At 40.2% G+C, this 13,731-nt stretch carries 14 protein-coding genes; 9 read left to right on the top strand and 5 right to left on the bottom strand.

Going from position 1 to position 13,731, the window contains the following annotated elements; all coding sequences use genetic code 11:
- Nucleotides 1–19: 19 nt before the first annotated feature.
- From CSC79_RS12605 to CSC79_RS12565, 9 genes are all read left to right on the top strand, one after another.
- Nucleotides 20–2,020, top strand: coding sequence for a winged helix-turn-helix domain-containing protein (locus CSC79_RS12605; protein WP_237114013.1), 2,001 nt, complete (start codon nt 20–22; stop codon nt 2,018–2,020).
- Nucleotides 2,021–2,068: 48 nt separating this feature from the next.
- Complete coding sequence (locus tag CSC79_RS12600) at nt 2,069–2,437, top strand: DUF4112 domain-containing protein (protein ID WP_099296114.1); 369 nt, start codon at nt 2,069–2,071, stop codon at nt 2,435–2,437.
- Nucleotides 2,438–2,792: 355 nt separating this feature from the next.
- Nucleotides 2,793–3,608 carry a tetratricopeptide repeat protein gene (locus tag CSC79_RS12595; RefSeq protein WP_099296113.1) on the top strand — a complete coding sequence of 272 codons (816 nt, stop codon included), beginning with the start codon at nt 2,793–2,795 and terminating at the stop codon, nt 3,606–3,608.
- Between the two features lie 117 nt (nt 3,609–3,725).
- Complete coding sequence (locus CSC79_RS12590; protein WP_099296112.1) at nt 3,726–3,962, top strand: hypothetical protein; 237 nt, start codon at nt 3,726–3,728, stop codon at nt 3,960–3,962.
- Nucleotides 3,959–4,432, top strand: a complete 474-nt coding sequence (locus CSC79_RS12585; protein ID WP_099296111.1) for a hypothetical protein — start codon at nt 3,959–3,961, stop codon at nt 4,430–4,432. Before CSC79_RS12590 ends, CSC79_RS12585 begins: the two co-directional genes overlap by 4 nt.
- Before the next feature lie 218 nt (nt 4,433–4,650).
- Nucleotides 4,651–5,205, top strand: a complete 555-nt coding sequence (locus CSC79_RS12580) for an elongation factor P hydroxylase (RefSeq protein ID WP_099296110.1) — start codon at nt 4,651–4,653, stop codon at nt 5,203–5,205.
- Nucleotides 5,195–6,337 carry an ATP-NAD kinase family protein gene (locus CSC79_RS12575; RefSeq protein WP_099296109.1) on the top strand — a complete coding sequence of 381 codons (1,143 nt, stop codon included), beginning with the start codon at nt 5,195–5,197 and terminating at the stop codon, nt 6,335–6,337. The genes CSC79_RS12580 and CSC79_RS12575 overlap by 11 nt, the downstream gene beginning before the upstream one ends.
- The gene (locus CSC79_RS12570) at nt 6,338–6,613 is read left to right on the top strand and encodes a YfcL family protein (RefSeq protein WP_058560528.1); all 276 of its coding nucleotides are present in this window, start codon (nt 6,338–6,340) and stop codon (nt 6,611–6,613) included.
- A gap of 161 nt (nt 6,614–6,774) precedes the next feature.
- Complete coding sequence (locus CSC79_RS12565) at nt 6,775–8,334, top strand: AbgT family transporter (RefSeq protein WP_099296108.1); 1,560 nt, start codon at nt 6,775–6,777, stop codon at nt 8,332–8,334.
- 114 nt (nt 8,335–8,448) lie between these two features.
- Here the strand turns inward: CSC79_RS12565 and CSC79_RS12560 are convergent, their stop codons facing one another.
- From CSC79_RS12560 to CSC79_RS12540, 5 genes are read right to left on the bottom strand one after another with little or no spacing between them, the layout of a single operon-like run.
- Nucleotides 8,449–9,210 (bottom strand): ATP-binding cassette domain-containing protein, encoded by a 762-nt coding sequence (locus tag CSC79_RS12560; RefSeq protein WP_099296142.1) that lies wholly within the window; start codon nt 9,208–9,210, stop codon nt 8,449–8,451.
- The gene (locus tag CSC79_RS12555) at nt 9,210–10,202 is read right to left on the bottom strand and encodes an oligopeptide/dipeptide ABC transporter ATP-binding protein (RefSeq protein WP_099296107.1); all 993 of its coding nucleotides are present in this window, start codon (nt 10,200–10,202) and stop codon (nt 9,210–9,212) included. The genes CSC79_RS12560 and CSC79_RS12555 overlap by 1 nt, the downstream gene beginning before the upstream one ends.
- Nucleotides 10,203–11,096, bottom strand: coding sequence for an ABC transporter permease subunit (locus CSC79_RS12550; protein WP_099296106.1), 894 nt, complete (start codon nt 11,094–11,096; stop codon nt 10,203–10,205).
- The gene (locus CSC79_RS12545; protein ID WP_099296105.1) at nt 11,083–12,117 is read right to left on the bottom strand and encodes an ABC transporter permease; all 1,035 of its coding nucleotides are present in this window, start codon (nt 12,115–12,117) and stop codon (nt 11,083–11,085) included. Before CSC79_RS12545 ends, CSC79_RS12550 begins: the two co-directional genes overlap by 14 nt.
- Nucleotides 12,117–13,724 (bottom strand): ABC transporter substrate-binding protein, encoded by a 1,608-nt coding sequence (locus CSC79_RS12540; protein ID WP_099296104.1) that lies wholly within the window; start codon nt 13,722–13,724, stop codon nt 12,117–12,119. The genes CSC79_RS12545 and CSC79_RS12540 overlap by 1 nt, the downstream gene beginning before the upstream one ends.
- Nucleotides 13,725–13,731 lie beyond the last annotated feature (7 nt).

The raw sequence follows: 13,731 nt of genomic DNA, 5'->3' as shown, positions 1-13,731 counted from the left end.
TAATTTATTGGAGTAGCCAGTGGGCAAGTTTGTAATAGGGGAATTCGCTATAGATGTCAGTAGATGTAAAATATCATCAGCTGATACAGAGCAAGTCGTTGAACCTAAAGTCATGGATGTACTGCAATATTTGTATTCTCATCGGGGTACTGTGGTTAGCCAGGAACAAATTTTTTCAGCTGTATGGCCAAATGCGACATTCAGCCCAAGCTATGTGCAGCGCTGTATAGCATTGCTTAGAAAGGCATTGAATGAAGATTCAAAAAATCCACGTTTTATTATTACTCACCCAAAGCGCGGGTACAGCCTCGAAGTAGCTGAGCCGCAGTTAAATAAACCCAAACGTCTATACTTACCAGCGTTGGCTATTTTAATCGTCATGTTGATTGGGATTGTAAGTTGGCTTTACCCTGATACACCGCAAGTAAAAACACACTTTACTAAATTGATGCCTATTTCTTCGAGTGAAGAAAATGAATCTAGTATTTCTTTATCACATAATGGTGAATATGTAGCCTTTGTGCGAGGTGATAAGTCAAACCAAACTATCTGGTTAAAAAACTTACGCTCAGGAAAAGAAATTAGGTTAACCCAAAAACAGTCAACGTATCACAGTCTTGGGTGGAGCAGCGACGACAGTGAAATCGTATTTGTGCACCAGCAAGATACCCAAACATTGGGGTATTTCACCTTAGATAAACTGACATTACAACCTGCAAACTACAGAGAAATTTATACTTTTAAAGACTTTAAAGTGACGAGCCAGCAGTTAGAGTGGGCCCATGACAACCATATTTATTTTATTGAAAAACGTCAAAGCGATAACCATACTCAGCTAAGTTCAATCGATTTAACAACCCAAGAAAAAAGAGTCATTAAGTCATCCGCTGGGCAAGATTGGATGAAGTTGCAGGCACTATCACCAAGTCAGCAGTCTATTGCGCTTGCCTCTGAGGCTGGGCAAAATAAATACAGAATTGATTTGTTCGACATTAAAACAAGCACAACAAAAACATTAGCGGTTGTTGAAGACTCAGTGCAAGGTTTGAGCTGGCACCCCGATGAAAAACAATTATTGATCAGTAATAAACATGAACTCCAGTTATTAAATTTACAGGGGCAACTAAAAAAGTTGGCGTTTAATAATTACCACATTATTAGAGACGCGCATTTCTCGCTGTCAGGTAACGAGATTTTAATGGAATTAGTTAAAGTTGATGTAGATATAATCCGCTCAACTCGTCAAGCGCCAACGCAATTCGAAACGCTCGTAGATACCTCATCGGTCGACTTTTTACCTGTGTATTCCCCTGATTCGTCAAAATTTGTATTTGAATCTCATCGGTTTGGTATAAAGCAATTATTTTTATATGAAAATGGCACGCAAACGCTGATTTTTTCTAACCCAAACAACGAAGAACTATTTGGTATAGTTTGGTCAAAAAATGGTGAAGAAGTGATCACTGCCAGTAAAAATACACTCTTCAGAATTAATCTAAAAGAAGAAAGCTTTGAAAGTATTCCTCACTCCTACCATTCATTTTATCTGCGAGAAATGTATCACCACGAAGACGCTATTTTAGTTTCTTATCGCGCTGCAGACGGGGTTACTTTTCATCCCGCTAAATTTGACTTAGAGACGCTTGAGTTAACATCTTATACAGGCTCAGGAGAACGCTTGGCATGTTACGCAATGGATATAGATGAGCAAGATCAGGTTTACTTTTCCAATGAAAAACAAGTGTTTAGATTGAACAAAAACAAAGCGCTTGAAACTGTTTGGCAATCATCTACAAAAGAGATCATCGGTTTGAGCGCCGGAGCTACGAAAATGACAGTCACCCTTGCAGATAAAGACGGTTATGAGATGAATGAAATAGATTTTAAAACAGGGAGTAATAAAACCATATTTAATGGCAAAGATGATGGAAAAATGCTGATAAATACATCCCATGATTTTCAGCAATTTCTTTATTTAACCGAGCCCAAAAGAACACGTACCTTAGTGCGCTTAAATTAATATTCTAGTGGATTAGGCGTTTATTTATGATGATTAAAGGAGGTTGTTATGAAAACGGACATTGAGCACCAAGCAACATTAAAACGCTTAGAAAGATTTAGCCGGTTTACCGACAGCAGTGTTGGTATACCTTTTACAAAATTTAAGTTTGGTATAGAAGCGCTGATTGGTATTATTCCCGGTATTGGAGATGCAGCAGGACTAATTCTTTCAAGTTATGTACTTTTTGAAGCGCAGCGTTTAGGTGTTGGTTGGCGCGTTAAATCAAGAATAATCACAAATATGCTCATTGATTTTTTTGTTGGCTTGATCCCTATTGTGGGTGATATTTTTGATGCTTTTTTTAAAGCAAATACCCGCAATACTCAGCTTTTAAAACGTTATCTTCATGAGCGAAGTAAGATAGAAGATTTATAAATTTGTAACTTTGTACTAGCTCATATCTGAGCTTACAGATTAAGTGAATAGGTTTAGACTTCATCTGACAGACAGCCATGAGCGATTAACGAACACTGCAAAAGTTAAATTTATTCCTATGTTTTAAGTAGAAATCTAATTTTGTCCAATAGCATTATTAAACGCCGTTTTGGTGCAAAATAACAAGCGTAATTCTCAGCCACTTTAATTACTTGTTTACAAAAGTAATTATTGGTGAAATTATCAAGGTCTGTAATATACGCCGTTTTAGTGTGTTATAAACCACCCAAATGGTGTTCAATAAGCTGTTAAGTTGCTATCTATATTCAGTATCAATCTAAGCCAAGGAAGAATCATGAAAAAAACAATTATCGCTTTAAGTTTATCGCTTGTTATTACAAGCTCCTATGCAGCGTCTCTTGAAAAGGCAAAGGTTCTATCTGAGCATGGTTTGAAAGACCAGGCTAAGATTGAGTTAATTGATATTATATTTAGTAAAACATCAGACTCCAACAAAGCTAAAGCCTACTATGAATTAGGGAGAGTCTCATTTGAAAGTAATCAAGTCACACAAGCCTTAAAAACATGGACTCAACTCTCTCTTAAATACCCCTCTTCAAATGAAGCTAAATCAGTTAAAAATAAAATTGATCAGTTATCTGAAATAGTAGGCGAAAGTGCTAAAGAGTCTGTAGATAATGCAATCGCTGCATCTTATTTAAAACACGCGGATTTTTGGTCATCAGATAAAGATAGTCGTTTTACAATTGACTCTAGTTGGATTCCAAAAGTAGAAACAGCTAACAAATGGTATGACAAAACGATTACTGAATTCCCAAATAGCAAAGCAGCAAGAATCGCCTACGAAGAAAAAATAAGAACTCTTTTGGGTTGGAAAGAGCGCGGCCAATATGGTTCTAGATTTGGTGTTGAAGAAGATTTTGCCAAATACATGCCTCAGGTTCTAAAAGCTTTTAAGGAGCTTGAAACGCAATTTTCAAAAGCTTCTACGTTACAAGCTTTCCGCTATCAAATTGCACAAGCTTATTGGAGTCAAAAAGACTGGGCAAATACTCGTTTGTGGCTGAATACCATTATCACAAAAGCAGGTGATACTGATAGTTTCTACAAAGACACTGCTCAGCGCCGTTTGCAAAAAGTAGAGTACTAGCAACTTAACAAGGCACTTAATCGGAAAAACTACAGTTAGCTTTTGCTCGTACCTCGCTAATTTTAGCCAAATTGTATTTTTCCGCTTAGTTTATCGTTACACGTACAAGGAGATATCGTGATTAAAACTGACCATATATCTATTCAATGCCCCCAGTGTGGACATACTGAATTTGAGCAACCAGAAAACCCAAAAGATGACGACTTCGTGAAATGTAATAGCTGTCATTTTAAAATCATGTTGGCAGACCTAAAAGAAGTGGGTATTGAGCAAGCTAAAGAAGTCGTCATTCCTGAAGCGAAGGCAGAAATTGAAAAAATGCTCAAGAAAACATTTAAGGGGCGTTTTAAATGAGTAAGTTTGAAACTCTAAGCTTACTTGTATCTGCTTTGGCAGCGATAATTTCTACCGTATCTTTGATGCGCACAAGGAAGTTAGCTAAAGAACATTTAGAACTTGAAAGGATCACCGCTGAGCTATCTAGGCTTCAAATTGAAAGTATCGCAGAAGAAAAATCAAATAGAACGAAGCCAAAATTCAATGTAAATCTCACGAAGCTTGGTAAGTCTTACAACTTTTATATTTCCAACACAGGACACGGTAGTGCCTACAATGTCAATTTTGAGCTAGTCGATTGCGAAGATAGTCCTTTGTCATCTCATGACCTAAAAGATAAGTTTCCTCACCAAGAGATAAAGGCAAACTCAAGAGTTAAGCTCTTAGCGGGAATACACACGGGAAGCCCCAAAAAGTATCAAGTTAAGTTAACTTGGGAAAGTGAGAACGGTGAGAAGTATGAGGAAATGTTTTGGCCCACTATATAGCACGTGTAAAAAGCGACTAAGTTTATGAGTGTCCGCAATTGGCACTATGCGACTGTCAGATTGATCAAAATCTAAAAGTCAAACCTGACAGATTAAGTTAAGACTTATTCACTTAGTCTATGTGTAACGCTTTTTACTTTCCCTTTAAAAGCCCGTACAATTCGCCTCGTTTTTAGCATGTACTTATTACAGTTTATTCAGGCGAATTATTAAACCTTATGCACCAAATAGCCGATCTAATATCTATTTTTGAGTCAACGTTTTATCAAAGCCATAATACGCGCTTAGTAAAAGGTGAGCATGAGCCCATTTATATTCCTGCTAGTGATGAAACAAGCTTTCACCAAATTATATTTGCTCATGGTTTTTATGCCAGTGCTCTGCATGAAATTGCTCATTGGTTAGTCGCTGGCGATAAACGACGATTATTAGAAGATTACGGTTATTGGTATTGCCCTGATGGCCGTGATAAAGCGCAGCAAGCTGAGTTTGAAAGCGTTGAAATTAAACCACAAGCCATTGAATGGGCACTTAGTGTTGCCGCTGGGGTTAATTTTAATGTCTCGGTTGATAATTTAAATGGCGAACAAACGTGCCGATTCGCTTTTCAAGCACGCGTATACCAGCAGGTTTTACATTTGCTACAAGTAGGCTTCAATGAGCGTACTAATCGGTTATTACATGCGTTAAGTTCATTTTATAAAACACCGTGGCCTATCAGTGCTACGCAATTTGAGTGGCAGCCCCCTGAGGAGCTAAAGAATGCAGTTTAAATTAGGCTTAATTGTAAACCCTGTTGCGGGTTTAGGTGGAAGTGTTGCATTGAAGGGCAGCGATGGTATTGATACCGCTGCAAAAGCCATTGAATTAGGCGCCCAGCCTAAAGCCAATTTACGCACTATAGCCGCGCTTGAGGTGTTGCTGCCTTATAAAGAGCAGTTAACCATTTTTACTGTTAATGATGTCATGGGTGAAAACACGGCTAAGGAACTTGGCTTTTCAACGCAGGTTATTTATCGCAGCGAGCACTCGACAACCAGTGATGATACAGAGCTTGCTGCAAAAGCCTTGCAGCAACTTGGTGTAGATTTAATATTGTTTGCTGGTGGCGATGGTACCGCACGCAATATTTGTCATGCGGTGGATGACAGCGTACCAGTGCTTGGCATTCCTGCTGGCTGTAAGATTCATTCAGGAGTTTATGCCATTACCCCTAAAGCAGCGGGTCGGGTTGTAGAGATGCTGGTTAAAGGCGAGCTAGTTACATTAGCAGATGCGGATGTCATGGATATTGATGAAGATGCTTTTCGCCAAGGCACAGTAAAAGCCAAGCGTTACGGTGAAATGCAAGTACCTAGTGAAGTACGTTATGTACAAGCCGTTAAAAACGGCGGTAAAGAAACTGATGAATTAGTACTTGCTGATATTGCAGCTTACGTGGTGTCAGAAATGGAAGAAGATACCCAGTACATTATGGGCAGTGGCTCAACCGTTGAGGCAATAATGGAAGAAATGGGCCTTAGTAACACCTTGCTCGGGGTTGATTTAGTGCAAGATCAAAGCCTCTTAGGCAACGACTTGACCGCTCAACAATTAATTGATTTAACGAAAGGTGTGCCAACAAAGTTGGTGATCACTTTGATCGGCGGACAAGGGCATATATTTGGTCGGGGTAATCAACAATTAAGCCCTGCACTTATTCGTGCAATTGGTAAAGACAATATTATCGTTGTGGCAACCAAAACAAAATTACAGGCCTTAAATGGCCGGCCGCTCATTGCTGATACTGGCGATAGCGAACTAGATGATGAATTAAGTGGTTATATGCGGGTTACAACCGGATTTAACGACCATGTTATGTATGCTGTGGGTCACCAAGACACCCTGCAAGTACAGGAGAATTAAATGAGTTTAGTAAGTTACATTGATGCAGCGCAGCAATATTTTGACGATTTAGTAGTAAAAGCCACTGATGATGAGCTTTTTGCAGGTGGTTATCTACGTGGTCATTTTGATTTAGCCGTAGGCTATGCACAAGTAGAAGAGCTTAATTTAGAAGTGTCAGAGCTTAATGAAACGGTTGAGAAAAGCTTAGTTAAAGCTTATCGCAATGGTGAACTAAACGAAGATGATAAAGCACTTGTAGTGCGTATCTGGGAAGAAGTAAAAGCACTCGCTTGAATGTGATTTATTGTTGTACAAATAAAAACGGCTGAATGGCCGTTTTTTTGTGCACTTACAAATGTTTGTTCCTAATTTACAGCTTTATTGTTTACTTAAAATTTACCTAACGCAGCATTTGCGGTAATGTATGCTGGTTAAACTTCTAGGGAACAAGCGAAATGAACAACAATAATGATGCGACAATGCCGACCGGGCTAGTTGCGCGATTTTTAAACTTTGTCGAAAGGGTGGGTAACAAACTACCTGATCCAGCAATTATCTTTCTATTTGCCATGCTACTCATTTGGGTTTTGTCGTGGTGGTTTTCAGGTATTCAGTTTGATGCAATAGATCCACGCACTGGCGAAGCCATTATTATTAATAATATGTTGGCCAGTGATTCACTCGCCACCTTCTTATCGTCTATGGTAAAAACATTTACCGGTTTTGCCCCATTAGGCGTGGTACTAGTAGCAATGCTGGGTGTCGGTGTCGCTGAGCATTCAGGCTTTATTAACACGGGCTTAAAGCTTATGTTAAAGGTAACGCCTAAACAGTTACTTACACCGTCTATTATTTTGGTTGCCATTGTTAGCCACACCGCAACGGATGCCGGATATGTATTAGTTATCCCACTCGCTGGCGTTATTTTTTATGCGGCAGGGCGTCATCCGCTTGCGGGTATTGCAGCGGCGTTTGCTGGTGTAAGTGGCGGTTTTGGTGCTAACTTTATTCCTTCAGGCATTGACCCATTATTGCAAAGCTTTACCCAAAGTGCGGCGCAAATAATTAACCCGACAATGTCGATTAACCCATTAAATAACTGGGCGTTCACTTCAGCTTCTAGCTTATTTATTGTTTTATTAGGCTGGTATATCACTGATAAAATTATTGAACCTCGATTGAAAAATACAGATCTTGACGGAAATGAAGAAGATCTTCCTGTGTTTGAAGATGCGCGTAGCGATGAAAAGCGAGCTTTCTTTATTGCAAGTGCAGTAATGGTGGCGGGACTTGCTTTATTGGCATTTGTTTCTGCACCAGCGGATTCAGCAATGCGCAGCGCTGATGGTTCACTTACTAATTTTAGTTCACCTTTAATGCAGTCAATCGTGCCGCTTATCTTTTTATTGTTTTGGATCCCAGGTGCGGTTTATGGTTTTACAGTTGGCACGTTTAAAAGCACTAAAGACATGATAGATGCAATGAGTAAAGCGATGAATGGCATGGCTTATTACATTGTAATGGCGTTTTTCTGTTCGTTATTTATTGCAGCGTTTAGTAAATCAAACTTAGGTGCGTTACTGGCAATTGAAGGCGCACAAATCTTAAAAGCAATGGAGCTACCGAGTGCTGTAACGGTTGTAGGTATCATCTTTTTGACTGGCTTTGTTAACTTATTTGTTGGTTCTAGCTCGGCTAAATGGGCGTTACTAGGTCCTGTATTTGTGCCTATGTTAATGCAACTGGGTATTTCACCTGATTTAACGCAAGCCGCGTATCGTGTAGGTGATTCAAGCTCAAACATTATTACTCCGCTAATGCCTTACTTCCCGCTTGTGGTGGTGTACTGTCAGAAGTATGTTAAAGGCACGGGCATCGGCACCTTGATTGCAATGATGCTGCCGTATTCAATTGCCTTTATGATTGGTTGGAGTTTGTTTTTACTAGGCTATTGGGCACTTGGTATCCCGCTTGGTCTTGATGCAAGCTACGTTTACCCTGCAGTTGCACCATAGCTTAACCATCTTATTTTTAAATTAAAAAAACCTCATCATGAAAATGGTGAGGTTTTTTTGTATTTACGATGTTTTATACCCTAGCTAATGTATTAAAAGCTAACAAGGAAGCAGTTAGCAGCTTAATAACTTTTGCGTAACTTTTGATTGAGGCTGACCAAAGATAGTTTCAGTTTTACCACTTTCAACAATTTCGCCGTGATCTAGCACGACTAAATGGTCGCTTATATGGCGAACTAAGCTTAAGTGATGAGTAATCAAAATATAGCTTAACCCAGTGTCTTGCTGTAATTTTAGCAACAAGTTAACGGTTTGAGCGCGCACAGAGGGATCTAACGAAGATAAAGCTTCATCTAATACAACAACTTTTGGATCGAGGATTAAAGCACGAGCCAGAGCGACTCGCTGCAATTGACCGCCGCTAAACATATGCGGGTAGTAATGTTGGTGGTCGTTCAATAACCCCACTTTATGTAAGGTCGCTGAGATTTTGTTGGCGCGAGTTTCTTTATCTAAATCACTATTGTATTGCAAGCAATCGTCGAGCATATCGCCAATGGTTAAGCCTGGATTTAATGAAGCTTCCGAGTCTTGGAAAATCATTCTTATATGGCGGCATTGTTGATCACGTATACCTTTATCTTCGATAATTGTGCCATCAAGTAATATTTGCCCGCTATCAGCGCTGTCTGCACCAGATAAAAGTTTCGCAAGCGTACTTTTTCCTGAGCCAGTTTCGCCAATAATGGCTAAAGTTTCACCTTGATTCAAACAAAACGAGATATTCTTCAAGACCTCAAAGCGTTTACGTGAAAACAGGCCTGCGCGTAAGTTAAAGCTCTTTGATAAGGCTTGTACCTTGAGCAATGGTTGCATCATTTCATCGCCTTAATTAATGGAAAATGGCAGGCATAACTATGGCCATGTTGTTTCGTTAATGGGGGAGTTACAACACAGGCCTTTTGTGCTTGTGGACAACGTGGTCCGAGCCTGCATCCAATGGGTAAATGCTGCAAGGTTGGAATAGTCCCTTTTAGCGCATAAAAAGGCTCTTTATGTGCTAAGCCTTGTTCATAATCTGGAAGGCTCTTTAATAGGGCTTGAGTGTATGGGTGACGAGGCTGTTTAAAAATTTTCCCCGTTGGACCTGCTTCAACCATTTGTCCGCAATACAAAACATGCATGCCATGAGACCAGTTCACGATTTCTTCAAGTTCATGAGAAATCATGAGGATCGACATGTTTTTAAGTTGATTCAAACTTTTTAGTAATCTGAATACTTGAGCACGAGTCGTGCTTTCAAGTGCGGTGGTGGGTTCATCTGCAATTAAAAGTTTAGGAGTACGAGCAATGGCCATTGCTATCATAACCTTTTGGCAAACCCCTTCAGAAAGCTCATGTGGGTAACTTGTTAAAACCTTTTCATGGTCTTTAATACCCACCTTATGAATAAGCGCTTTTACACGGTCTTTACGCTGACGATTGCGCTTTAAGAAAAAGCCCTTACTTTGAATTTCAGGTAAGGTTTCTGCTATTTGGTCAAATATTTTAGCTGTGGGGTCAAGGCAGCGACTTGGGTCTTGATATATCATTGCGATATCTTGACCAACAATTTTTCGTCGTTGTTCACTTGATAACCGCATTAAATCGACACCTCGCCAGTGCATACGATCGGCTGTAATGTGCCAGCGTTTATTGAGCACGCCCACAATGGCTTTGGCAATTAAGCTTTTTCCTGAGCCAGATTCACCGACTAGGGCGTGAACTTCACCCTCTTTTAAGCTTAAGCTCACTCTATCTACTGCACGAATTACAGTGTCTGAAGTTCTAAGCTCTATCGTTAAGTTACGTATGTCGAGTAATTGCATTTAATCTGCCTTACGTTCTTTTAACACTTGGCGAAGACCGTCACCGACTAAGTTAGTAGAGAGGACGGCTAAAAAGAGCAATACGCCGGGTAATCCAACTGTCCAAGGAGCCAAATAAATTAATCCAAGGTTTTCAGCTAAAATAGCCCCCCACTCAGTCGTGGGTGGTTGTGCGCCTAGCTTGAGAAAGCCCAGAGCCGCTATATCTAATATAGCTGTAGACAGCGCCATGGTAAAAATAACCACAATATGCTCATAAATGTTAGGGAAAATACCACGAGAAAGCACATGCCAGTTTGAGGCGCCATCAAGCTTAAAAGCGGTGATATAGTCTTTGTTAAGTTCTTCCACAATCAGGTTTCGCACTGAATGAATAAACTGAGGTAACAAGGCCAAAATAATTGCCCAAACAGTGTTCATCAAACCAGGACCTAGAATGGCAATAATAATAATGGCCAATAAAAGCGATGGAATGGATAACGTGATATCAAGTAAATGATTTAAAAAGCTCGAGCGTAAACCGCGGCTAATACCGGCAAACGTGCCCACCAAAACACCTATAACAGTGGTTATTAATGCCGCAATAACAGATAAACCAAAGGTATAAGTTGCCCCGTTCATTAAGCGTGACAGAACATCACGACCGAGGTCATCAGTGCCCAGAATAAAACGGACATCCCCAAGGTCATGCCATGAAGGAGGGATGAGCAATGCATCGCTGTGCTGTTGATTAACACCATAAGGTGCAAGAAAAGGCGCCGTCGTAGCCAACAAAACAAAAGCAATAAACACCCATAAGCCAACTAATGCCGGGTGATTAGACTTAAACTTTCGCCAAAATCGCGCTAGGGGCGATTTGTTAGACTCTTCTGAAAATAAATTAAACTTTGCCATGCGCTTGGTTCCGAGAAAGCGGATCGAACAGGGTATAGGTCAGTTCAGCAATGATAGTGGCTAAAATAACAAACATAGAAACCGCAAGTAAACCGCCTTGAATTGCAGGGTAATCACGTTGATAAATACTATCAATGAGCCAACGGCCTACACCAGGCCATGAGAAAATAACTTCTGTTATCATTGCAAGTGTGATCAAAGTACTAAATTGAAGACCGATTTGTTTAATAACAGGTAAAAGCGCATTACGCAGTGCATGATGCACTATTAATTGTGCTCTATTAAGCCCTTTAGCTCGTGCAGTTTTAATAAAATTTTGCTCAAGCACATTTAGCATCGATTCACGTGTAAAACGAATCAATACCGTGGTGGGGTACATGGCCAATACAATGGTCGGTAACGTTAAGTGATGAACTGCATCAATCATTGCCATGCCAGAGTAAGGAAACCCAGCCAAAGCAATATCAATGAGGATAAACCCTGTGTCTGGTGGGATTTCGTATAGCAGCCCCATACGGCCCGACATCGGAAACCAACCTAGTTGCAACGAAAAGACCATGATGAGCAATAGCGCCAACCAAAAAACGGGCATTGAATACCCAGCAAGTGTTGAGGAGTTAATCAGTTTATCTGGCCACTTTTTATAATAGGCTGATGCTATTATTCCTGCGGGCACGCCAACTATCACTGAAATAATTAACGCGTATAAACTTAGCTCAAGTGTAGCGGGAAATAAATCCACAATATGGTTAAAAACATTATCGCCAGAGGCAAATGATAACCCCCAATCCCCCGAACTTATACGCTCTAAAAAAGCAAAGTATTGAGACACGTAATTTTCGTTAAAGTGGTATTTTTCTTGAAGTTCACTCGTTTGTGAAAAGCTTGTATTAGAAATCCCGCTTAAATTACTTAATGCATCACCTGGAAACAAGTAACTAAGTGAAAATGTGAATATGCTTAAGGTGAGCATCATAAAAAAAAGTAAGCCCAAGCGCCGTAAGAAATAATCTAACACCATTACTTCTTCCTCGCATTAGCCAGCGAAATCCCGCCGAATGGCCCAAGCGGAATGCCTTCTACATCGCTGCTACTTGCTTGAAATCGCATACCATGAGCAAGCGGTAACAATGGAAGTTCATTGATAAGCATGGATTGCGCTTGTTGGTAATATTGTTTGCGCATAGCCAAATCAGTGCTATCAAGTGCCTGTGTCAACAATAAGTCAAACTTAGGGTCACACCAATTTGCAGGATTTTTACCACTAAAGGTGGCAGAGCAACTGAGTAAAGGACTAAAAAAGTTATCTGGGTCCGGTGTATCAGCAGCCCATCCAAGTAAAACACTATCATGGCGATGTTCACCAATACGTTGAATAAACGTATTCCACTCATATTCTACAATGCTGACATTGACACCAATTTTGCGTAAGTCGCTTTGCATTAACTCTGCCATTTTACGCGCATTTGGGTTATAAATTCGACTCACGGGCATAGCCCAAATAGTCATATTGAAACCGTTTTCCAGACCCGCTTCTTTTAAAAGTGCCATAGACAAGTCAGGGTTAAAATCAGGCATATTTTGTTGTGATTTAAATGCCCATGAGGTGGGAGGGAGAATAGATCTTGCTCGAATACCGTTACCATAAAAAACGGCTTGCATGATTTTTTCAATATCGATGGCATGAGCAAGCGCTTTGCGCACTCTTATATCATTAAATGGTGGTCGTTCAGTGTTAAACGCCCAATACCCCACATTGAGATTCGTTTCTTTTTGAACGTTTATGTCGTCGCGTTGCGCCAAAATACTCAATTGAGCGCTACTTGGGTGAGCTGTTACATCACATTCTTTAGTGAGCATTTTTGCAATACGTGTCGTACCGTTGGGCGTAATATCATAAACCAACTGCTCAAGCACGACTTTGTGTTTCCAGTAGTCGTTATTACGGTAATAACGTACTAAATGATCACGGCGGTACTCTTTATATATATAAGGACCAGTACCAATTGGGTATTGATCAAATAAATTGAGTTGCTCTTGTGCTTTTAGTTGCATCGCGTATTCACGAGACAATACCACTGCAAAATCGGTTGCCATATTAGCTAAAAAGCTGCTTTCAGCATTAAATAGCTCAAACCGAACTTGGTAGTCAGATACACGCACTATGCGGCGAATAAGTTGATCAATTCCCACACTTTGAAAGTAGGGGTAATTTGCATCACCAACAAAGTGGTAAGGGTTGTAGACATCAAATAAACGACTAAAAGTAAATATCACATCGTCGGCGTTAAAGTCTCGCGAGGGGGTAAAGTAATTAGTAGTGTGAAATTTAACGCCTTTGCGCAAAGTAAAGGTGACGGCTTTACCGTCGGGGCTAATTTTCCAATCTGTTGCTAGTTCACTTTGAAATTCAGCCGTAACAGGGTCAATGCTGATTAAGCGGTCATAAAGTTGATTGGCAATGATGTCAATAGTTGAACCAGTGGTTGTAACTTGTGGATTAAACGAAACAGGATTTGCCTCAGCGCAATACACTAAGCCTTGGTTCTTTTCTTCTAGCGTTTTTTCTTCGGTATCGATGCAGCCTGCTAGGCAGAGCGACAGCATACCAAGTAATAATTTATACACTCGTTCA

Source organism: Pseudoalteromonas sp. 3D05 (assembly GCF_002723455.1).
In the GTDB taxonomy this organism is placed as follows: domain Bacteria; phylum Pseudomonadota; class Gammaproteobacteria; order Enterobacterales; family Alteromonadaceae; genus Pseudoalteromonas.
Note: the sequence above shows the minus strand (reverse complement) of the source record. Positions and strands in the feature narration are given on the sequence as shown.